The 23,213-nt window shown below is 43.2% G+C and carries 20 protein-coding genes and 1 riboswitch; all 20 genes read left to right on the plus strand.

Annotation, left to right across the window (positions count from 1 at the left end):
• Window positions 1-177: 177 nt before the first annotated feature.
• The 20 genes from V5M37_RS06345 to V5M37_RS06440 all read left to right on the plus strand — a co-directional run bounded on the left by V5M37_RS06345 (window position 178) and on the right by V5M37_RS06440 (window position 22,971).
• Window positions 178-1,191: an ABC transporter ATP-binding protein gene (locus V5M37_RS06345; RefSeq protein ID WP_423801278.1), complete on the plus strand. Its 1,014-nt coding sequence runs from the start codon at window positions 178-180 to the stop codon at window positions 1,189-1,191.
• Window positions 1,172-2,140 carry an ABC transporter ATP-binding protein gene (locus V5M37_RS06350; RefSeq protein WP_423801279.1) on the plus strand — a complete coding sequence of 323 codons (969 nt, stop codon included), beginning with the start codon at window positions 1,172-1,174 and terminating at the stop codon, window positions 2,138-2,140. Before V5M37_RS06345 ends, V5M37_RS06350 begins: the two co-directional genes overlap by 20 nt.
• Before the next feature lie 51 nt (window positions 2,141-2,191).
• Window positions 2,192-3,808: an ABC transporter substrate-binding protein gene (locus tag V5M37_RS06355; RefSeq protein ID WP_213146776.1), complete on the plus strand. Its 1,617-nt coding sequence runs from the start codon at window positions 2,192-2,194 to the stop codon at window positions 3,806-3,808.
• A 250-nt stretch (window positions 3,809-4,058) separates the two neighbouring features.
• The gene (locus tag V5M37_RS06360) at window positions 4,059-5,066 is read left to right on the plus strand and encodes an ABC transporter permease (RefSeq protein WP_423801280.1); all 1,008 of its coding nucleotides are present in this window, start codon (window positions 4,059-4,061) and stop codon (window positions 5,064-5,066) included.
• Between the two features lie 12 nt (window positions 5,067-5,078).
• Window positions 5,079-5,978: a nickel transporter permease gene (gene nikC / locus V5M37_RS06365; protein ID WP_423801281.1), complete on the plus strand. Its 900-nt coding sequence runs from the start codon at window positions 5,079-5,081 to the stop codon at window positions 5,976-5,978.
• 248 nt (window positions 5,979-6,226) lie between these two features.
• Window positions 6,227-6,625, plus strand: coding sequence for a hypothetical protein (locus tag V5M37_RS06370; RefSeq protein WP_423801282.1), 399 nt, complete (start codon window positions 6,227-6,229; stop codon window positions 6,623-6,625).
• Between the two features lie 22 nt (window positions 6,626-6,647).
• The gene (locus V5M37_RS06375; protein ID WP_423802580.1) at window positions 6,648-7,118 is read left to right on the plus strand and encodes a shikimate kinase; all 471 of its coding nucleotides are present in this window, start codon (window positions 6,648-6,650) and stop codon (window positions 7,116-7,118) included.
• 3 nt (window positions 7,119-7,121) lie between these two features.
• Window positions 7,122-7,874 (plus strand): type I 3-dehydroquinate dehydratase, encoded by a 753-nt coding sequence (gene aroD / locus V5M37_RS06380; RefSeq protein WP_423801283.1) that lies wholly within the window; start codon window positions 7,122-7,124, stop codon window positions 7,872-7,874.
• Window positions 7,875-8,087: 213 nt separating this feature from the next.
• On the plus strand, window positions 8,088-9,125 hold the full coding sequence (argC, locus tag V5M37_RS06385; RefSeq protein ID WP_423801284.1) for an N-acetyl-gamma-glutamyl-phosphate reductase: 1,038 nt from the start codon (window positions 8,088-8,090) through the stop codon (window positions 9,123-9,125).
• A gap of 59 nt (window positions 9,126-9,184) precedes the next feature.
• Window positions 9,185-10,420 carry a bifunctional ornithine acetyltransferase/N-acetylglutamate synthase gene (argJ, locus tag V5M37_RS06390; protein ID WP_423801285.1) on the plus strand — a complete coding sequence of 412 codons (1,236 nt, stop codon included), beginning with the start codon at window positions 9,185-9,187 and terminating at the stop codon, window positions 10,418-10,420.
• A 15-nt stretch (window positions 10,421-10,435) separates the two neighbouring features.
• The gene (argB, locus tag V5M37_RS06395; protein ID WP_423801286.1) at window positions 10,436-11,233 is read left to right on the plus strand and encodes an acetylglutamate kinase; all 798 of its coding nucleotides are present in this window, start codon (window positions 10,436-10,438) and stop codon (window positions 11,231-11,233) included.
• Window positions 11,233-12,432, plus strand: a complete 1,200-nt coding sequence (locus tag V5M37_RS06400) for an acetylornithine transaminase (protein ID WP_423801287.1) — start codon at window positions 11,233-11,235, stop codon at window positions 12,430-12,432. Before argB ends, V5M37_RS06400 begins: the two co-directional genes overlap by 1 nt.
• Window positions 12,433-12,438: 6 nt before the next feature.
• A complete protein-coding gene (locus V5M37_RS06405; RefSeq protein WP_423801288.1) occupies window positions 12,439-13,515 on the plus strand; it encodes a carbamoyl phosphate synthase small subunit in 1,077 nt (358 codons plus the stop codon).
• Window positions 13,502-16,735 (plus strand): carbamoyl-phosphate synthase (glutamine-hydrolyzing) large subunit, encoded by a 3,234-nt coding sequence (gene carB / locus V5M37_RS06410; RefSeq protein WP_423801289.1) that lies wholly within the window; start codon window positions 13,502-13,504, stop codon window positions 16,733-16,735. The genes V5M37_RS06405 and carB overlap by 14 nt, the downstream gene beginning before the upstream one ends.
• Complete coding sequence (gene argF, locus V5M37_RS06415) at window positions 16,719-17,684, plus strand: ornithine carbamoyltransferase (protein WP_423801290.1); 966 nt, start codon at window positions 16,719-16,721, stop codon at window positions 17,682-17,684. The genes carB and argF overlap by 17 nt, the downstream gene beginning before the upstream one ends.
• A gap of 192 nt (window positions 17,685-17,876) precedes the next feature.
• On the plus strand, window positions 17,877-19,094 hold the full coding sequence (locus tag V5M37_RS06420; RefSeq protein ID WP_423801291.1) for an argininosuccinate synthase: 1,218 nt from the start codon (window positions 17,877-17,879) through the stop codon (window positions 19,092-19,094).
• A gap of 79 nt (window positions 19,095-19,173) precedes the next feature.
• Entirely contained in the window at window positions 19,174-20,550 is a 1,377-nt protein-coding gene (argH, locus tag V5M37_RS06425; RefSeq protein WP_213146687.1) for an argininosuccinate lyase, read from the plus strand.
• A 188-nt stretch (window positions 20,551-20,738) separates the two neighbouring features.
• Window positions 20,739-21,596, plus strand: coding sequence for a carbon-nitrogen hydrolase family protein (locus tag V5M37_RS06430; protein ID WP_423801292.1), 858 nt, complete (start codon window positions 20,739-20,741; stop codon window positions 21,594-21,596).
• An 18-nt stretch (window positions 21,597-21,614) separates the two neighbouring features.
• Window positions 21,615-22,277 (plus strand): GNAT family N-acetyltransferase, encoded by a 663-nt coding sequence (locus V5M37_RS06435; protein ID WP_423801293.1) that lies wholly within the window; start codon window positions 21,615-21,617, stop codon window positions 22,275-22,277.
• Window positions 22,278-22,299: 22 nt separating this feature from the next.
• Window positions 22,300-22,971, plus strand: coding sequence for a GNAT family N-acetyltransferase (locus V5M37_RS06440; protein WP_423801294.1), 672 nt, complete (start codon window positions 22,300-22,302; stop codon window positions 22,969-22,971).
• 76 nt (window positions 22,972-23,047) lie between these two features.
• Window positions 23,048-23,159, plus strand: a riboswitch (SAM riboswitch).
• Window positions 23,160-23,213 lie beyond the last annotated feature (54 nt).

The raw sequence follows: 23,213 nt of genomic DNA on the forward strand, positions 1-23,213 counted from the left end.
ACGCTTTAAAGTATTATCCCTGTTTTTTCCTCATTTAAAAAATTTTCCCCTAAATGACATTTTTAGATAGCGCTTACAGGGTGATTTATGTCATAATAATTTTAAAATTTATTATATTATAATATTTCAGAACACTATTCATTTGAAAATAATAGTCTAGTCAGGCAGGTGTTTAGTATGGATCAAAATTCCATTCTTCGAATAAACGATTTAAAAGTATCCTTCCAATCCGGAAAAAAGCTCTTACCTGCAGTGGATGGGATTAGTTTTGAACTTAAGGAAGGCGAAATCCTAGGAATTGTAGGGGAATCCGGCAGCGGTAAAAGTGTCACCTCCTTAGCAACGATGGGCTTAATTCCATCACCGCCAGGAAAAATTGAAAAGGGCGAAATTATTTTTAATGGAACTGATTTAACGAATTTAACAGAAAAAGAGTGGCGGAAAATCCGCGGCAACCAAATCTCGATGATTTTTCAGGAGCCGATGACGTCTTTAAACCCACTGTTTACCATCGGGAATCAGCTGATGGAAGCCATTCGTTTACATACGGACCTCTCTAAGGCAGAGGCAAGAGTCCGAAGCATTGAATTACTTAAGCTAGTTGGAATACCAAGAGCGGAAGGGATTTTAAAAGAACATCCGCATCAATTATCAGGCGGAATGCGGCAGCGGGTGATGATTGCCATGGCGATGGCCTGCAACCCAAGAGTACTGATTGCGGACGAGCCGACAACGGCACTTGACGTCACCATTCAGGCACAAATTCTGGCCTTAATGAAGGATTTAAATGAAAAAACGAAAACATCAATCATCCTTATTACTCATGATTTAGGCGTAGTCGCAGAAATATGTGAACGTGTCGTCGTCATGTATGCCGGACAAATCGTTGAGCAGGGCGATGTCAGAAGAATTCTAAAAGACCCGCAGCATCCCTACACAAAAGGATTATTGAAATCGGTCCCGGACTTGAGAGGCAAGAAAGAACGACTCTACAGCATTCCAGGAACGGTTCCGGTCCCAGGCACTGTTACCAATGGCTGCCGCTTCGCCGCCAGATGTGCGGAAGCGTTTGATCAATGCCATACCGATTCTCCACCATTATTTAAATCGGAAAAAGACGGACATGAAGTGCGCTGTTTCCTACATACATTGAAAGAGGAGAGTGACAAACATGTCGGAGTTACTTCTTGAAGTTAATGGTTTAAAAAAGTACTTTCCAATCAACGGCGGACTTTTGGGAAAAAAACAAGGGGAAGTAAAGGCCGTTGATGATGTTTCTTTTTATGTGAAAAAAGGTGAAACTTTAGGCATCGTAGGCGAATCCGGCTGTGGCAAATCAACGACCGGCCGCTTGCTTATGCGCTTAATTGAGGCTAGTGATGGGAAAATTGTTTTTGAAGATAAAGAGATTACGAGTATGTCGAATTCGGAATTAAGGAAGGTTCGCCGCGATATCCAGATGGTTTTCCAGGATCCCTATGCTTCATTGAACCCTCGGCATTCGGTAGAGCAAATTCTTGAAGAGCCTTTAATTGTGCACGGAATTGGAACAAAAACGGAACGCCAAAAACGTGTTAAGGAAATGCTTGAGGTTGTAGGCTTGAGCAGCTATCATGCGAAACGCTATCCGCATCAATTCAGCGGCGGGCAGCGCCAGCGGATTGGCATCGCTAGAGCATTGATGACAAAGCCAAAGCTGATTATTGCCGACGAACCGGTATCCGCACTCGATGTTTCGATTCAAGCGCAGGTCCTGAACCTGATGAAGGACATCCAAAAAGAGTTCCAGTTAACCTACATATTTATCGCTCATGACCTAGGTGTGGTTCGCCATATCAGCGACCGCGTTGGCGTGATGTATTTAGGAAGATTGATAGAGTTAGCTGAAAGTGAGGAACTCTATGAAAATCCAAAGCATCCCTATACGAAAGCACTGCTGTCCGCAGTCCCGATTCCGGACCCGGATGTCAAAAAGAAGACTATTTTAATAGAAGGTGAACTGCCGAGCCCGGCAAATCCGCCATCAGGCTGTGCTTTCCACACAAGATGCGGGGAGTGCATGGATATTTGTAAAACTACTAGACCAACAGAACACAATCTTAATGGTCATTTTGTTGCCTGTCATTTGTATAACAAGTAATAGGCGGCATTGATGATAAATAAAAAAGCTTTAGGGGGTAAAAAAACGCTTATGAGCAAAAAGTCAATTAAATTGCTGTTGATTTCCTTATTGGCCCTCAGCATGTTCTTAGCAGGCTGCGGCGGCGAAACGACCAAAGAAACAGGCGGCAAGAAAGAGCCTGCTACTAGCGGCGGTTCAGCAAAGGATACGCTAGTCTATGGCCGTGGCGGTGACTCCACATCCTTAGACCCAATCACTACAACTGAAGGGGAAGCCTTCAAAGTGACTGAGAATATTTTTGAAACGCTTTTGCAGTATGGTGACCAAGATACGACTGTAAATCCTGGCCTTGCTGAAAAGTGGACAGTATCCGATGATGGATTAACTTATACCTTCAATTTACGCCAAGGTGTAAAATTCCACGACGGAACTGACTTCAATGCAGACGCTGTTGTCTTCAACTTTGACCGCTGGATGAACGGGAACGAAGATAAATTCCCGTACTACACAATGTTTGGCGGCTATAAAGCTGACGAAGGTCATGTCATTAAAGAAGTGAAAGCAGTTGACGAGCACACAGTACAATTTGTTTTAAAAAGACCACAGGCTCCATTCTTAAAGAACCTGGCTATGTCGCCATTTGGTATCGCCAGCCCAACGGCTGTTAAAAAATACGGCGACGACTTTAGAAAAAATCCGGTTGGAACAGGTCCATTCAAATTCGTAGAGTGGAAGCAAAACGATACGATTACACTAGAAAAGAATCCTGACTACTGGCAAAAAGGTCTTCCTAAGTTAAACAAAGTAGTCTTCCGTGTTATTCCGGAAAACACTGCACGTCTAAACGCTCTTGCTAATGGCGAAATCGATGTTATGGATGGCTTGAACAATTCTGACGAAGCAACAGTTAAAGGGAATGACAAGCTTCAAGTAATTGAGCGTCCATCTATGAACGTTGGTTACCTTGGCTTGACAACTACTCGCAAGCCATTTGATAACAAGCTGGTACGTCAAGCAATCAACCATGCTGTTAATAAGAAAGATATTATCAAAGCATTCTACGGTGGAAAGGCTCTTGCAGCGAAGAACCCTATGCCTCCTTCCATCGAAGGCTATAACGATAGCATCAAGGATTATGATTACGATTTAGAAAAAGCAAAAGCATTATTGAAAGAAGCAGGCTATGAGAAAGGCTTTGAAATCGACCTATGGGCAATGCCTGTAGCACGTCCTTATATGCCTGAAGCACAAAAAGTTGCAGAGGTTATCCAAGCAGACTTAGCAAAAATCAATGTTAAAGCGAAGATTCAATCTGTTGACTGGGCTACTTACCTAGATAAGGCCGCTAAGGGTGAGTTTGACATGTTCATGCTTGGCTGGACTGGTGACAATGGTGACCCTGATAACTTCTTATACACATTGCTTGATAAAGACAGCATCGGCAGCAACAACTACTCTCAATACAGCAATGACGAGCTTCATGATGTATTGATTGCAGCGCAGACCGAAACAGAACAAGCTAAGCGTAACGAGCTTTACAAGAAAGCACAGGAAATCATTCATGAAGACGCTCCATGGGTACCGCTTGTTCACTCAACACCGCTGTTAGCAGCAGCTAAAGATGTAGCAGACTATCTGCCGCACCCAACTGGTTCTGAAGCTCTGACAAAAGTGTACTTTAAATAATCCATCTTGAATGGGGGAGGGAGTTTTTTTCCTCCCCTTTTATCAACAAAAGGTACAGTTTGCCGTATTTAAGGGATCGAAAAAGGTGTAAAACTACACTCTATTAGCGAATTTTTGAGTTCTATTAGCGGATTTAAACGTTCTATTAGCGAATTAATGCATTTTATTAGCGAATTTCGAGGTTCTATTAGCGAAATAACGAAACAGCAATCTTTTAGAAAAGAACTTTTGAAAAAAAGAGGTGAAACAAATGTTTACTTACACAGTTCGCCGAATTCTTTCCTTAATCCCTGTTTTATTCGGGATGACGCTCGTGGTGTTTGCGATAATCCATGCAATTCCAGGGAATCCCGCCCAGGTCATCCTTGGACAAAGGGCTACTGCTGAAGCGATTGCAACGTTAACAAGGGAATTAGGGTTGGACAGGCCTTGGTACATACAATATTTCGATTATATTGGCCAGCTTTTTCAAGGGGATTTAGGTACCTCTTTGAGAACTAGAGGCCCAATCAACGTGGAGATTTGGCCATATCTAGCGGCAACATTTGAATTGACTCTGGTTGCGATGATTATCGCTGTCATTGTCGGCGTAAACGCAGGAATCATCAGTGCCTGGTTCTCTAAATCATGGTTTGATTATGTGGCAATGGTTCTTGCCCTGGTAGGTGTTTCGATGCCGATTTTCTGGCTCGGTCTAATGGAACAATGGGCTTTTTCAATTGAATTAGGCTGGCTGCCTACTACTGGCAGGGAGAATGTTAGGGATCCCATCACAGCGATTACGAATCTTTATTTAATTGATACTTTGCTGCAGGGTAGATTTGATCAATTTTGGACCGTTGTTCAGCATTTAATTTTGCCAAGCCTTGCACTGGCGACAATTCCAATGGCAATCATTGCGCGGATGACGCGCGCCACCATGCTTGAGGTCATGCGCTCGGATTACGTTCGTACAGCACGTGCGAAAGGCTTAAGGATGTTCTGGGTAGTTTACAAACATTCTTTGAAAAATGCGATTATACCTGTTTTAACGGTGATTGGTCTACAAACAGGCCTTCTCTTAGGAGGAGCAATTCTAACAGAAACGATCTTTGGCTGGCCGGGAATCGGAAGATACCTATATGACGCGATTGCGTATCGCGATTATCCTGTTATCCAGTCAGGAATTTTGCTTATCGCCGCCATTTTCGTATTGATTAACTTGATTGTGGATTTACTGTATGTCTTTGTTGATCCACGGATTAAATACAATAAGTAGGAGGGAGTTAATGTGGCTGAACTTGCTAAAAATACAGCAGATATCCCGGTGGTACCTGCTGAAGAAAAGCTGACACCTCCATGGAAGGAAGCACTGCAATCTTTCTATAAAAATAAACTGGCCGTTGTTGGCTTGTGTATCGTGCTATTTTTTATTGTTATTGCGTTTATTGCTCCTTGGGTGGCGCCATACGGGTTCAAAGAACAAGTTTTGGCCGACCGGATGCAGGCCCCGTCAAGTAAGCATTGGTTTGGCACGGATGACTTTGGCCGGGACATTTTTTCAAGGATTTTATATGGTGCGCGAATTTCTTTATGGGTTGGATTCTTTTCCGTATTAGGATCTGTAGTAGTTGGAACGCTACTTGGTATCGTTGCCGGTTATTACGGCCGCTGGGTGGATGCCATCATTTCAAGGGTTTTTGATGTTATGCTGGCGTTTCCTAGTATTCTATTAGCGATTGCAGTAGTGTCCATTTTAGGACCGTCTTTACGAAATGCTCTTATCGCGATTGCGGTAATCAATATCCCAAACTTTGGCCGACTAGTTCGTTCGAAGGTGTTGAGCGTCAAGCAGGAGGAGTATATCATGGCAGCCAGGGCTATCGGGATGAAGGATTCCCGGATTCTGTTGAGGCATATTTTGCCGAACAGTATTTCCCCGGTCATTGTCCAAGCAACATTGGCGATTGCAACTGCGATTATTGAAGCAGCTGCTCTTGGTTTCCTAGGGTTAGGCGCCCAACCGCCAGAGCCTGAATGGGGGAAAATGCTCGCTGATTCTAAGAACTATATTACCCAAGCACCGTGGACATTGTTCTTCCCAGGTATGGCGATTATGCTGACTGTATTAGGTTTTAACCTGATGGGGGACGGGTTACGCGATGTGCTTGATCCGAAGATGAAACAATAACGTGAGAGGCTCCTAGAGGGGTCTCTTTTCTGTTGGGGTGCTAGTTTATGAGTTTGCAGAATATTTAAGTTTCTTGTGGTGTTTTGGTAAAATATCTTTCATAATAGGATGAAGGGCTAAGACGAAGTAATTCGATTGAAAATATCCTTCATAGAGACGATGAAGGACAAAATCAAGATGGAACAGGTTGAAAATGTCCTTCATAAGTATAGACTCTTAAAAGGTATTATGTTAAGGAGAGATGTAGATTGAAGTACCTAGCAGTACCGGCTTTATTAATCATTCTAGCTCTTTTTACTTTTGCCTTAGGCGGTAGTTTCGTAGTGGCTATGCCTTTTCTATCGGTAATTTCTATATCAATCATACTAATATTGTGTTTTCTAGTGGTTCATTTTATAAAAAGAGATAAAAAAAGGCTGCTAATATACTGGTTGTTAATTACAACTGTACCTGCATTATTAGTTATAATAGCTTTGAAGTTTTATGGTGCGGATTCCTTTTTATCATGGGACTTAATGTTATGGGATCTCGTCATTCCAATCACAATCTCAGCCTCACAGTGGCTGTTTGTTACAATAAAAATTCGATTATACACATCTAAGATAGGAGTTGAAAATTTTGACGGTACGCCAAAACACAGAAAATAAAAACATCATTTTTATCGGATTTATGGGAGCAGGAAAAACAACTGTAGGAAAACTTGTTGCAGAGAAACTAAATCGGCAATTTATTGATACAGATGAATTAATTGAAGAGGAATTCAAAATGCCCCCTTCGCAAATATTTAAAGTATATGGAGAAAAGGTATTTAGAGAAAAGGAAAAAAGCCTAATCACTAGCTTAAATGAAGAAAAGAACCTAGTTCTCTCGTTAGGCGGCGGTGCCTTTCTTCAAGAAGAAATACGCACGGTCTGTTTATCCAAGGCTACAGTCATTTTACTTGATATTTCTTTTGAATGCTGGAAAGAACGGTTAGACCTTATCATTGACAGCCGCCCAGTCCTGCATGGAAAAACAATCGAAGAAATGGAACAACTTTATAATAATAGAAGAGAAATTTATTCTAATCATCAAATAAAAATTAGTACTGATAACAAATCTCCTGAGCAAATTGCCGACGAAATTTTAGAGAAGGTGTAAGTAATGAAGAGAACAATTAAAGTAAAGGGGTTAACGTTAGGTGAAGGTGCACCTAAAATATGTGTACCAATGGTAGGGAGAACAACACCCCAATTAATGGAAGAAGCCAGGCTGCTAAAGACATTAGACCTTGACCTTGTAGAATGGCGGGTTGACTATTTTGAGCAGGTAGAGGACATCTTGCAAGTAAAAGAGGCACTTAACAATATTCGTAGTGTATTAACGGACACCCCCTTAATCTTTACTTTCCGTAGTGCGAAGGAAGGTGGAGAAAGGGAAATCAGCCCCGCAGAATACATCAATTTAAATATGGAAATCTCACAGACTGGCAAGGTTGATTTGGTTGATGTGGAGTTATTTAATGAAGAAAAGGATATTAAAACACTAATTGACGTAGCTCATTCACATAATGTCTTCGTGATTGTTTCCAACCATGATTTTGAAAAAACACCGTCGAAGGAAGAAATTGTATCACGCTTACGCAGGGCACAGGAACTCGGAGGGGACCTCCCGAAAATTGCCGTAATGCCTAAAACAAATGAAGATGTACTTACATTGTTGGATGCAACAAATACAATGTCTGAAAAATATGCAGACAGACCGTTTATTACCATTTCGATGGGCCAAAAAGGGGCCATCACTCGTGTAGCCGGATTTGGTTCGGCACTGACTTTCGGTGCGGCAAAGGTTGGTTCTGCCCCCGGACAAATTGCAGTTAATGAATTAAGAACTATGTTAAACTTGTTAAATCAATAAATAGAATACATAGTATCAGGCCCTTTATGGGCTTTTTTTTATGGATTATTGCATAAATAGTTGTATATTTATTTAAGAAAAATTGAAAGCGTTTACACAAATTTATACCTGAAAATAGAATTAAATCTGAAAAATATGTGATTTTTGCATTGAATAATTATATATATGGATGTATAATAATTCATTATTAACGGTACTTAGGAGTTGAAAGAATTGAAAGCAGCGATTATTGGTGGAACAGGATATGGAGCAATCGAGCTAATTAGATTAATCCAAAAGCATCCATATTTGGAGGTTGGTTCAGTTATTTCTAACTCTCAAGCAGGAAGTAACTTTAGTGAAAGCTATCCGCATTTGTCGGAGATTATAGAACAACCCTTGGAAAAGTTTGATGTTCAAAATATTGCTAAAGAAAATGAGGTTGTATTTTTAGCTACGCCATCTGGTGTCAGCAGTAACCTTGTCCCTCAATTGATGGAGACAGGTATAAAATGTATCGACCTATCTGGAGATTTCAGGTTGAGGTCGCCGGAAGTATATGAAACATGGTATAAGCATTCACCGGCACCTGAAAATTATTTGAATGAAGCGGTATATGGCTTAAGTGAAATTTATGGAGAAAATATTAAAAATGCGAACCTAATTTCCAATCCAGGCTGCTATCCAACAGCATCTACGCTGGGATTAATTCCTATCTTGAAATCAAACCTTGCAGACTGCGATTCTATCATAATTGACGCAAAGTCAGGTGTAAGCGGAGCAGGACGGGGACTTTCTCTCACCAGCCATTACGCCGAAATCAATGAAAACCTAAAGGCATATAAACTAGGCGCACATCAGCACATTCCGGAGATCGAACAGATCCTTACAGACGAAAGCGGCCAACCAATAACGTTATCTTTTACAACACATTTGGTGCCAATGACTAGAGGAATTATGTGTTCCATTTATTTAAAACTTAAAGAAAAGGTTACTACCGAAGATGTTCATCAAATATATGATGAATTTTATAAAAATAAACCATTTATAAGGGTAAGGCCAGTCGGAAAAGTGCCAGCAACTAAAGAAGTTTGGGGAAGCAACTATTGCGATATCGGCCTGCATGTTGACCCACGGACAAACCGCCTGACCATCATATCCGTTATTGACAACTTAGTAAAAGGGGCGGCAGGGCAAGCAATCCAAAATGCAAATATAATGAACGGCTGGGATGAGCGAGCAGGTCTCCAAGATATCCCGATGTATCCATAATAAAAATCGATAGTTAACTAGTTTGATTGAATACGAACAAGGGAACCATAAAGGGGGAAATGACATTGACACAAGCAACATCAACCAATGAAATCGTTGTTTTAGAAAATGCAGGAATAACATTACCACAGGGATACAAAGCAGGCGGAATGCACTGCGGAGTGAAAAGAAAAAAACTTGATTTGGCCTATATTGTGTCAGAGGTTCCCGCTGATGTGGCTGGAGTATATACAACCAACTTATTCCAAGCGGCTCCATTATTAGTAACACAAGAAAGCATCGCAAAAGAAAATAAGACTCAAGCAATCATTGTCAATTCCGGTAACGCTAACGCCTGCACAGGGGAGCAGGGAATTCAAGACGCTTACCAGATTCAAAAAGAGTTTGCAGGTCAATTAAATATTCAAGAGCACCTAGTATCTGTCACTTCAACAGGAGTGATTGGCGAACTGCTGCCAATGGATAAGATAACGACAGGAATTAGCCAAATCCTTCAACCCGAGTTTGAAGCAGAGGAGAACTTCCTGCAAGCAATCCTAACTACCGATACTTGCGCAAAGCACGTAGCCGTACAGTTTACAATTGACGGCAAAACTGTCAGCATCGGCGGGGCAGCAAAAGGCTCCGGTATGATCCATCCAAACATGGCAACAATGCTTGGCTTTGTGACAACGGATGCAAATATTGCCCATGAAGACCTTTTATCAGCACTTAGAGAAGTTACCAACCAAACTTTCAATATGATTACAGTTGATGGCGATACAAGTACGAATGACATGGTTCTGGTTATGGCAAATGGATTAGCTGGAAATGACCAGCTTACCAAAGACCATCCAGATTGGGATGTATTCGTAAACGGATTAAAAGTTGTCAGTGAAACCCTTGCTAAAAAAATTGCCCGTGATGGTGAAGGGGCAACAAAACTTGTCGAGGTTCAGGTAAATGGTGCTTTAAAGGCAGAAGATGCGAGAGCAGTTGGAAAATCCATTATCTCTTCAAACCTTGTAAAAACAGCGATCTACGGAACGGATGCCAACTGGGGAAGAATTGTGACGGCAATTGGGTACAGCGGTGTCCCAGTTGAACCAAACTTAGTAAAGGTTTCATTAGGCTCCATTCCTGTATTTGAAAACGGGCTGCCTTGTCCGTTTGACGAAGCAGAAGCAAAGAGTTACCTAGAACAAGAAACTGTACAAATTTTTGTAGAGTTAAACCAAGGAAATAGCAGTGCAACCGCCTGGGGATGCGACCTAACTTATGATTATGTAAAAATCAACGCATCCTACCGCACTTAAGGAGGCTTTTTGAAAATGAAATACCTAGTCATTAAGTGTGGCGGAAGTGTGTTAGAAAATCTGCCAAGGTCATTTTATGAAGATATTGTAAAAATGAAGGAAGCAGGCGAATGGACTCCGGTTATTGTTCATGGCGGCGGCCCATTAATCAATAAACTATTAAAAAGTTTAAATATAGAAACTAAATTTGTGAACGGACTTCGAGTAACCAACCATGATGTCCTTGACATTGTGGAAATGGTATTAAGCGGCATGGTCAATAAGCAGGTTGTTAGAAATATCGCCGAAGTCGGCGGCACCGCATTTGGGGTCAGCGGCGTAGATGGCAGCTTGTTAAAAGCTGAACCAACAGCAGACGCCCAAACCCTCGGATTTGTTGGGGAAGTTGTTGAAGTAAATAAAAATGTGATTGAGGGAATCGTCAGCCAAGGCTATATCCCAGTCATTTCCCCAATTGGAATAGACGCAAACGGCCAGCGCTACAACATCAATGGCGATATCGCGGCGTCTGCCATCGCCAAGGCGCTCCAGGCTAACCTTTGCTTTATCAGCGACATCCCAGGAATCCTGGTCGAAGAAGATGGAGCCAAGAAGAAGCTTGATAAAGTTTCTAAAGCGATTATCGAAGAATTAATCGAAAACAAAACCATCTACGGCGGAATGATTCCAAAAGTAAAAGCGGCCATCGATGGCCTTGTCCATAACATTAGTGAAGTGGCCATCATCAATGGTTTTGAAAAAAGCAGCTTACTAGATTACGTGAACGGAAAAAATACAGGAACAAAAATTGTTTTAGAAGAGGAGATAGCGTAATGACAGCCAATAATACCGTCTCTCAACTTTCACCGGTAATGCCAACCTACGGACGTTTCCCTGTTACTCTCGAAAAAGGCAAAGGAAGCTACGTCTGGGACGATAAAGGCAAAAAATATTTAGATTTCACCTCCGGGATCGCAACCTGCAACTTGGGCCATGTACCGGATGCTATAAAAGAAAAACTCGAAGAACAGCTGCAAAATCTTTGGCACTGTTCAAATTTATACAATATTCCAAACCAAGAAAAACTGGCAGCACTCCTTGCAGCCAACAGCTGCGGCGATCAAGTGTTTTTCTGCAACAGCGGAGCGGAAGCAAATGAAGCAGCGATTAAGCTGGCTAGAAGATACGCAAACAAAGTAAAAGGGAGCGGCTCATCGACAGTCGTGACCTTCAAGCAATCCTTCCACGGCCGAACATTAGCGACCTTAACGGCAACCGGCCAGGAAAAAATTCAAAACGGCTTTGCGCCATTGATGCCAGGTTTCAGCTACCTGCCATACAACGACATGGAAGCACTTGAAGAGCTTGGCGAATTAAAGCCAGCCGCTGTTCTTCTCGAACTTGTCCAAGGTGAGGGCGGCGTCATTCCGGCATTCCCAGAATGGGTGCAAAAGCTCGACCAGATTTGTAAGGAAAACGGGATTCTCCTAATGGTTGATGAGATCCAAACCGGCATCGGCCGTACAGGAACCCTTTTTGCCTACCAACAATACAACGTTGAACCGGATGTTATCAGCGTTGCTAAAGGTCTTGGTTCTGGATTCCCAATCGGCGCCATTATTGCCAAGGAAGAAGCGGCAAAAGGCTTTGAACCAGGCAGCCACGGCAGCACATTTGGCGGCAACCCGCTGGCAACAGCAGCAGGGCTGGCAACCGTTACACATATACTTGAAAACGACATTCTTACCAACGCGAACAAAATGGCAGAATATCTCGATCAACAGCTTGAGAACCTGTCAACAAAATACGCGTTTATTAAAGAAACCCGCGGCAAAGGGCTTTTAAAAGGCTTGGTCGTTGACACTGATGCTTCAGCGATAGTCAAAAAAGCCATCGAGAACCAGCTGTTAATTTTAACAGCTGGCCCGAATGTGGTTAGAATTCTGCCGCCGTTAACTGTTACAAAAGACGAAATCGACGAATTTATTATAAAACTGGAAAAGGCGTTCCAAAGTTTAGAGAAAGGCGAGTGAGGTAAGTTGGAACAGGGATATCTTACTTTGGAAACGGGAGAAGTATTTGAAGGTGTGCTAATCGGCGCAAATAAGGAATCTCTCGGGGAAGTAGTTTTTAATACAAGCATGACCGGCTATCAGGAAATTATCACTGACCCGTCCTACGCTGGACAAATCATTACATTTTGCTATCCGATTATCGGAAACTATGGAATCAACGCCTTGGATGATGAAAGTATTTCACCGGCACTTGCGGGGGTTGTCATCGGTGACCTATGTGAAACACCGAGCCATTATCAATCCTTTCAAAAGTTTTCTGACAAACTAAAACAGGCCGGCGTTCCCGGGATCGTGAATGTCGATACAAGACTTCTTGTCAAAACCATCCGCAGCCGCGGAACCGTTAAGGGCTTCATCAGCAAAAAGGCTGAAGCAAGCTTCACGAAAGATGAAAAAGCACCATTATGGGTAGACCAAGTATCCACGAAAAAGGTGCAATTTTTCAAAAATAACGGCCCGCATGTGGTCTTAATGGATTTCGGTTATAAAAAATCGATCCTTACCGCTCTTTTAGCAGAAAATTGCGCGGTAACGGTTGTTCCTTACAACACACCTTTTGAAAAAATAAAATCTTTAGATCCAGATGGAGTCCTCATCAGCAACGGCCCTGGGGACCCAATGTCACTGCAAAAATGGTTCCCGGAAATCAAGAAAATAAGCCAGAACTATCCGACACTAGGCATTTGCCTGGGACACCAGCTTATTGCCCTTGCTTATGGAGCTAAAACAGAAAAGCTTGCCTACGGCCATCGCGGCGGCAACCATCCGGTGAAAGAGTTAATGACCGGAAAGGTAAAAATCACCGCCCAAAACCATGGCTACGTAGTCGTCGACAACAGCATCGACGAAAAGGTATTCAATGTCACCTACCGAAATGTGAATGACAAGTCCATTGAAGGACTAACACATAAAAACTATCAAATTCAAACCGTGCAATTTCATCCGGAAGCACACCCGGGACCAAGCGACACCGCTTATATTTTAACAGAATTCGTAAGCAAGATTGCTTCAGTGGGAGAGACACGTTATGCCATTAAATAAAAACCTGAAAAAAGTACTAGTCATCGGATCAGGCCCGATTGTCATCGGGCAGGCTGCAGAATTTGATTATGCAGGAACGCAGGCGTGTATCGCCCTGAAGGAAGAGGGACTTGAGGTTGTCCTCATCAATAACAACCCGGCGACCATCATGACAGATGAAGCAGTTGCCGATAAGGTCTATATTGAACCCCTTAATGTGGAAACGATTGAAAAAATCATTCAAAAAGAAAAACCGGACGGGGTCATTGGTACCCTAGGCGGGCAAACAGGCTTGAACTTAACCGTTGAATTATTTGAACAAAAAATTCTTGAAAAATATAATGTGGAGCTGCTTGGAACTTCGGTTGCCTCCATTAAAAACGGCGAGGATCGCGAGAAGTTCCGGAATTTGATGCTGCAAATCGGCGAACCGATTCCGGAATCAGCGATCATTCACACGTACGACGAAGGCCTTGCATTCGTTAACGAAATCGGCTATCCGGTTATTATCCGCCCTGCCTATACGCTCGGCGGAGATGGCGGCGGTTTTGCCTATAACGAAGAAGACCTTGAGATCGTTTTGAAGAAAGGTTTGGCAGCCAGCCCGATTCATCAAGTATTAGTGGAAAAGAGCATCAAGGGCTGGAAGGAAATTGAATATGAGGTCATGCGGGATGCCAATGATACGTGCATCATCGTTTGTAACATGGAAAACATGGACCCAGTCGGCGTTCATACTGGCGACTCGATTGTCGTTGCTCCATCGCAAACATTAACAGATGTTCAGTATCAAATGCTCCGTGACGTTTCTATAAAGGTTATCAGAGAATTAGAGATTATCGGGGGCTGCAACATTCAGTTTGCACTCCACCCGGAATCCAACGAATATTACATCATCGAAGTAAATCCAAGGGTCAGCCGTTCATCGGCACTCGCCTCCAAAGCAACCGGTTATCCGATTGCAAGGATGGCGGCCAAATGCGCAATTGGCTATCACTTGGATGAGATTGTGAATCCGATAACAGGCAATACCTTTGCCTCGTTTGAACCGGCAATTGATTATATTGTGGTAAAACTGCCGCGCTTCCCGTTTGATAAGTTCCCGGAAGCAGACCGGACACTAGGGACGCAAATGAAAGCTACCGGCGAAGTCATGGCGATTGACCGTACGTTTGAAGGTGCCCTAAACAAGGCGATCCGCTCGATGGAAATGAATGTATACGGTCTTTGCAAAGAAGCAAATCAAGCTTTAGAAGAAACTGCCCTGGTACAGCTTTTGGAAACGGCCAATGATCAGCGCCTGTTTATCATTGCCGAAGCATTCCGAAGAGGCATGACGCTTGAACACGTACAGCAGCTAACTCAGATTGACCCGTGGTTTTTACACAAAATAAGCTCTATCGTGACCCTGGAAAAGGAATTGGCTAGTTTCCAATGGAGCGAAGTGCCTGACACACTCCTGAAGAAAGCCAAGCGCACCAATGTTGGTGATAAGCTATTGTCGCAAATCTATGATGTTCCTGAAAAAGAAATTAGAAGCAAGCGTAAAGAACTAAACCTAAAACCAGGCTATAAGATGGTTGATACCTGCTCCGCAGAATTTGACGCCGTAACGCCATATTATTACTCTACTTGGCACGGCTTTGACGAGGTGGAAGCTGAAGATTTGCCGAAAATCCTTGTCATCGGTTCAGGTCCAATCCGAATCGGTCAGGGAATCGAATTCGATTATTGTTCTGTACACGCCGCTAAGGCTATCAAGAAAAAAGGCTATCAGGCGGTTGTTATCAATAATAACCCGGAAACAGTCAGTACGGATTACTCCGTTGCCGACAGCCTTTACTTTGAACCTCTTGCTGCCGAGGATGTTCTGCATGTGATTGAAAAAGAACAGATTGAAGGCGTCCTGATTCAGTTCGGCGGGCAGACAGCTATTAATCTTGCCCATGAGTTAGAAGCAGAGGGAGTCAAAATTTTAGGAACTTCTGTAAAACATGTCGATCAACTCGAAGACCGAAAAGAATTTTATCAGCTTTTAGAGGAACTAGATATTCCGCATATCGAAGGGAAAACAGCTGAAAATGCTCAGGAATTGCTCAATGCGGCAACAAACCTTGGTTACCCGGTACTCGTAAGACCGTCTTACGTAATCGGCGGACAGTCCATGTTTACCATTTTTTCAGAGGAAGAATTAATTGGTTACATTCAGCAGCTTGAAAAAAATTCAAACGAAAAAATGTGGCCATTATTAGTAGATAAATATATGCCAGGATTAGAGTGTGAAATTGATGTTATCAGTGACGGTAACGATATTGTCGTTCCTGGAATATTTGAACATATTGAAAAAGCAGGGGTCCACTCCGGTGACAGTATCTCCGTATTCCCGCCGATTTCGTTAACAGCAGATACGAAAGAGACGTTAATCGAGTACGGTGCGAAAATTGCCAAGGCGACCTCCATCATCGGCATGATGAATATCCAATTCGTCGTCTATGAGAATATCGTCTATTGTTTGGAAGTGAATCCGCGTTCGTCAAGAACGGTGCCGATTATCAGCAAGGTAACGGGCGTTCCAATGATTGAATGGGCCGTACGAGTTCAATTAGGCGAGACTCTTAAGGATGTGAGTCAAACAACAGGTTTGCTTCCTGAACCGGCATACTATTCCGTAAAAGCACCAATTTTTTCATCAAGCAAGTTAAAGGGTGTTGACCATGTGCTTGGTCCGGAAATGAAGTCAACCGGTGAGGTGCTTGGTATGGGCGGAACTTTCCAGGAGGCTCTCAATAAGGCACTTCCTTCCATAGGTGGAATGGCCGGAGAAGATTACCTGTTATGCTCCATTTCTGACCGTGAGAAAGCAGGAAGCCTGCCAATTCTAAAAGAGCTTGCAGGAAAATGGAAGCTTGCCGCAACAGAAGGCACTGCAGCCTTTTTAGCAGCCAATGGCATCGTTGTCGAGACTGTCGTGAAAAACGACCAGGATGTGAATGACCTGTTCAAAAAGCAAAACATGAAAGCTGTAATCAATATGCCAAATCAAGGACGGAACAAACAGAAATTTGGCTTTTATATCCGCGAGCAGGCGATCCGCTATAAGGTGCCGGTGTACACCCATCTTGATACGGTGAAAGCCATCCTCGACTTGCAAAAAACAGTGGCAGCAGATTTTACAGTTCATACTGTAAGTGAGTTTTATCAATTGGAAAAGGAAGGTGCGGTTCATGTTAGAAGCCGTTAAATTAAATTCAAATAAATTACAGCTGAAGGGGAAAGATTTCCTTCAGCTGGCTGATTATACAACAGAAGAAATTCTTTATATGCTGGAAGTGGCCCAGGAATTAAAGGCCCAGCAAAAGCAAGGGAAGCCGCACCCGCATTTGGGCGGCAAGGTCCTGGGAATGATTTTTGAAAAATCATCTACACGTACAAGAGTATCCTTTGAGGTAGGAATGCTGCAGCTAGGCGGGCATGCGATTTTCTTAAGTTCAAGAGATATCCAGATCGGCCGCGGGGAAAGCATTTCTGACACAGCAAAGGTCTTATCGCGCTATGTCGACGGCATTATGATTCGTACGTTTGCACACGAGACGGTTGAAGAATTAGCAGAGCATGCGACCGTTCCTGTTATTAACGGCTTAACTGACCTGCAGCACCCGACACAGGTCCTGGCCGATTTATTAACCATTTTAGAGAATAAAGGGAAATTAGCGGGCTTAAAGCTTGCCTATGTGGGCGATGGAAATAACAATATGGCTCATTCATTAATGGAAGGGGCTGCAAAAGTAGGCATGGATATCAGCATCGCCAGCCCGTCCGGATATATGCCAAATGAGGAAATTACCGAAAGAGCCATCAAGTTTGGGCAACAAACAGGAAGTACCGTTACAATTACAAACAATCCACAGGAAGCGGTTAAAGATGCAGATGTGATCGTAACAGATGTTTGGACCAGCATGGGGCAGGAAGAAGAAACGGCAAAACGCCTTGAGGCATTCCAAAGCTATCAAGTGAATACAGAACTATGCAAGCTGGCAAAAGACGACTATCTTTTCTTACATTGTCTGCCTGCACACCGCGGAGAAGAGGTAACGGCAGAAATTATCGATGGCCCTCATTCCGTTGTTTTTGATGAAGCAGAGAACCGTCTTCATGCACAAAAAGCAATTTTAAAACTTTTACTAGGCTAATAGGAAAGAATAAATTTTTCCAAAATTTATTCTTTCCTAACGCATAAGTGCAACTAAGCCTCTTTCTTCGCCCTTAGGGGCTTGCCAATCGGCAAGTTTTCTTTAAGAAAAAGACTTTCTTTTTTTGAAATTTGTTGTATAATAATACCGTTGAATGAATTTAAATACATGGTAATGTAAGGAGCGTTTAAAATGGCAAAGGAAAAAATCGTATTAGCCTATTCAGGCGGTTTAGATACATCAGTTTCGGTTAAATGGATCCAAGAAAAATATGGCTATGATGTCATCGCGCTAGGACTTGATGTCGGCGAAGGAAAAGACTTGGAAGCTATTAAAAATAAGGCATTAAATGTTGGCGCTATTAAAGCCATTATGGTAGATGCTAAAGAAATGCTAGCAAAAGATTATATTATCCCTGCATTAAAAGCTAACTGCTTATATGAAGGCAAGTATCCACTATCCTCTGCGCTATCAAGACCATTAATTTCAAAATTATTGGTTGATGTAGCGGAGCAGGAAGGAGCAGCAGCAGTTGCCCATGGTTGTACTGGTAAAGGAAACGACCAAGTCCGCTTTGAAGTTTCCGTGCAAGCCTTAAACCCAAGTTTAAAGGTGGTTGCACCAGTTCGTGAGTGGGGGATGACCCGTGACGAAGAAATCGCTTATGCACAGGAGCATGGGATTCCGATTCCAGTTGATTTAGACAATCCATTCTCGATTGATGCCAACATTTGGGGCCGTGCCTGCGAAGCAGGAGTTCTCGAGAATCCTTGGGCAGAAGCACCTGAAGCAGCATACGATTGGACTAACCCAATTGAATTAGCTCCAGATCAGGCTGAATACATTGAAATCGAATTTGAACAAGGTGTTCCTGTAGCCCTTAATGGTGAAACTTTACCGCTTGTTCAATTAATTGAAACGTTAAATGCCCTTGGCGGCAAGCATGGTGTCGGCCGTATCGACCACATTGAAAATAGATTAGTAGGGATTAAATCCCGTGAAGTATACGAAAACCCAGCAGCACTTATTTTAATTAATGCTCACAAAGAATTGGAGTTCTTGACATTACCACGTGAAGTAACTCAATTTAAAACACAGGTAGACCAGCAAATGGCGAAAATCATTTACGAAGGTCTTTGGTACTCACCATTGAAAGCGGCTCTTGATGCGTTTATTGACGAAACTCAAAAGGTTGTGTCTGGAACCATTCGCGTGAAGCTCCATAAGGGTAACCATATGGTTGTCGGCCGTAAATCCGTTCACAGCCTTTACAATGAAGAGCTTGCTACTTATACAAAAGGCGATGCTTTTGATCATAATGCAGCAGTTGGCTTTATTAAGCTTTGGGGTCTGCCAACAAAGGTATATTCTGAGGTTAATAAAAAAGAAGAATCGGTAGTAAAGCAATAATTTGGGATTGAAAAATAAATTCGGAGTGCCCTCGAATCTGTTTCGGGGGCAATCTTCTTACATTTAGGAGGAGCAAGTGATGTCTAAGCTATGGGGCGGACGTTTTACGAAGGAAACTAACAAACTAGTAGAAGAGTTTACAGCTTCGATTTCCTTTGACCAAAAACTGGCCAAGGAAGATATTGCAGGCAGCCTTGCCCATGTGCAGATGCTTGGTGAATGTGGCATCATTCCAGTGGAGGATGCAGAAAAAATTAAAAATGGCCTTCTATTGATTAAGGAAAAAGTAGACCGCGGCGAGGTCGAATTTTTAGTTGAAGATGAAGACATTCATATGAATATTGAAAGACAGCTAATCGAAGAGATTGGACCGGTTGGCGGTAAACTCCACACAGGCCGCAGCCGGAACGACCAAGTGGCGACGGATATGCATCTTTATTTAAGAACAAAGACAACTGAACTGATCACGTTGGTGGAAGAGGTTCAGCAGGCGATTATCGGACAAGCGAAGGAGCATGTCGAAACGCTGATTCCGGGCTACACCCATTTGCAGCGCGCGCAGCCTGTTTCATTCGCCCACCATTTAATGGCGTATTTTTGGATGTTTGAACGCGATAAGGAGAGACTGTTGGATTCGCTGAAACGCGTGAACTGGCTTCCGCTTGGTTCCGGTGCATTGGCAGGAACAACTTTCCCGATTAACCGTGGGATTGTTGCTGAGCAATTGGGCTTTGAAACCATTTATCCTAATAGCATGGATGCCGTCAGCGACCGCGACTTTATCCTTGAATTCCTGTCGATTGGCTCGATTATCATGACACATATTTCTCGTCTTTCCGAGGAATTGGTTATTTGGTCAAGCCAGGAATTTCAGTTTGTTGAGCTCGATGATTCGTTCTGTACAGGATCAAGCATCATGCCGCAGAAAAAGAATCCTGACGTACCGGAGCTGCTGCGCGGAAAAACAGGCCGCACGTATGGCAATTTGATTGGCTTGCTGACTGTGTTGAAAGGACTGCCGCTCGCTTATAACAAGGACCTCCAGGAAGACAAGGAAGGCATGTTTGATACGGTGGCAACCCTAGAAGGCTCATTGAAGCTTTTGGCACCGATGATTGAAACAATGACTGTTCGCAAGGATGTCATGCGAAAAGCCATCAATAATGACTTCTCTAATGCTACTGACATTGCCGATTACCTCGTCCGCAAAGGATTGCCATTCCGCGAGGCTCATGAAGTGATTGGAAAAATTGTTCTTTACTCGATTCAATCCGGCAAATTCCTATTGGATTTAACACTGGACGAATATCAGCAGTTCAGTACGCTATTTGAAGAGGATATTTACGTTGTTTTGGCGCCAGAGCATGTGGTGGCGGTCCGAAATAGCTTTGGCGGTACCTCACCAGAGCAGGTAAGAGAGCAAATTAAACTTGCTGAGGGAAAACTAGAGCAGTAAGCTGTTTAATAGGTAACTAAATTACCTTTTGGGAAAGAAATTAGTAGGATATCTACAGTAAAGCCAGCGCCCCTGCTGGCTTTTTATCTACTTTCATATTTGGAATGCATTTCATTTGTATAAAGTGCTAGATTATAAGATAATTCAATATGGAATCTATCTTCCAATAACTTACCTGGAGGCGAAAAATGAAACTTAGAGTATCTGTTGTTCAGTACCATCTTCACACAATCAACTCATTTGCGGAATTTGCCGCTCAATGTGAGCATTATATAAAAACCGCCGAAGAATTCGGGGCTGAATTTGTCCTTTTTCCTGAATTCTTTACTACGCAACTACTTTCCATTGGAAATGGCCAGGGACAAAGCCTGACCATCAATGACCTGCCTAGCTTTACCAACCAATACCGTGATCTATTTATCAAATTTGCAAAAGAAACCAACATGCACATCATCGCGGGGACCCATGTCCTTGAAAAGGATGGCAAGCTTTACAATACTGCTCATTTATTTTACCCGGACGGCCGCGTCGGCGAGCAGGCTAAACTGCATATCACGCCAACCGAGGTTAACGAATGGAATATGGCAGCAGGGGACTCGTTTCAAATTTTTGAAACAGAAAAAGGAAAAATTGCACTGTTAACCTGCTATGATATTGAATTCCCGGAAATCGTCCGGATGGCAAAGGCGAAGGGCGCCGATGTTATTTTCTGTCCATCCTGCACGGACGATCGTCACGGCTTCCATCGCGTCCGTTACACGAGCCATGCCCGAGCGATTGAAAATCAGGTATATGTAGTATTAACCGGAACGGTTGGCGCGCTGCCGACGGTTGATTTCATGCGGGCAAACTTTGGCCAGGCCGTCATTATCACTCCAAACGACATTCCGTTCCCGCCAAAAGGGCTTTTAGTAGAAGGGGAAATCAACAACGACATGGTCGTAACCGCCGATCTTGACCTGGAACTGCTATACGAAGTTCGCGAGCGCGGGTCTGTGACCACCTGGCGCGACCGCCGCACTGATTTATATACAGATTGGAATTAAAACGAGGGAGGCCTTTTCATGTATCGCAGTGAATTTTACGTTTATGATCAGGACCGGCCGCTGCTGGTTTGTATACGTAATTACACAATGGAGGACTTTGATCAGCTCATCGAAATCCAGTCCCAATGCTTCCCGCCTCCTTTTCCATCCGAGCTTTGGTGGAATGAAGAACAATTAACGAATCATGTGACACTGTTTCCGGAAGGGGCATTATGCGTTGAAATTAATGGGGAATTGGCGGGCTCCCTGACCGGAGTTTGTGTTGAGTTGGACCCGTCTAATCACAGCCATACATGGGAAGAAGTGACCGACCACGGCTATATCCGCAACCATAATCCGAACGGAAACACCCTCTACATTGTCGATATCAGCGTCCGCCCGAAGTACCGAAAGCTGGGACTCGGAAAATTAATGATGCATGCCATGTATCATGTGGTCATTGAAAAAGGGTATGACCGTCTTCTTGGCGGCGGGCGGATGCCGGGCTATCATAAAGTGGCTGAAAAAATGACGCCGGAAGAGTATCTCGACGTAGTCATCAAGGGCGAGCTGAAGGATCCTGTCATCAGCTTTCTCCTTCGCTGCGGACGTGTGCCAATCGGTGTCGCCAGAAACTATTTAGAGGATAAAGAATCCCTTAACAATGCGGCATTAATGGAATGGAAGAACCCATTTAAATAATTTATAAGGGGAATCAGAACCAATGGAATTTAAACGCATTACCAATATTGAAGACCCAAATTTTAAAAAGCTTCACGATTTAATGGGACAGATTTTTCCACCGGAAGAGGTTCTGGATTATGAATTGTGGAAAGAACCGTTAGAAGACCCAAGTATCCGCGTATTCGTTGCCGTCGATCAGGACCAGGTCGTCGGTGCCACTGAGTACCGCTATTATCCGGACTGGAACATTGCAATGACCGACTTCACGATCATCAGCAAACCAGGCCTCTCGCTTGGCCGATTTTTAGCTGAAAATCGTCTGAAGGACTTAAAACAGCTTGCTGCCCAAAACGGCAAGGAGCTGTTCGGTATGTTTGCCGAAATCTATGACCCATACCGCGTAGAGCACCACGAGTTTGGCGGCGTGAAGGTCATGGACCCGTACGTGCGCCGCGAGGTTCTGTCACATTTAGGCTATCAGCGCCTTGACCTTGCCTACTTGCACCCATCCTGGGAAAACAACGGGGAAGCGGTGTCTGGGCTGGATCTATGCTTCATGCCGATTAAGGAAGAAATCGCCGAAATTCCGGGATCACTTGTCAAAGAATTTCTTACCACCTATTATTCTGTGCTTTCCAATAAACCACAGGAATGGCTGGACATGGTTGAGAAATTAGCAGCAAAAGAAACGGTCGCCCTTTTGCCACTTTAATATTGACAACTCTTGAAAATTCAGATAATATACTTTTTATATATCTTTGGAAATTTAATGAAAAATCAAATAAATACTCTTATCCAGAGTGGCGGAGGGACTAGGCCCGATGAAGCCCGGCAACCTTCAAGGTATTCCTTGAAAAGGTGCTAATTCCTGCAGGTTATTTGTAGCCTGATAGATAAGAGGAGGAATAGAGCCCTCTTCTTATGAAGAGGGTTTTTATTTTTCAAAAAAATAAA

The organism is Neobacillus sp. SAB-20_R2A (assembly GCF_049568635.1).
Classification (GTDB): Bacteria; Bacillota; Bacilli; order Bacillales; family Cytobacillaceae; genus Neobacillus; species Neobacillus citreus.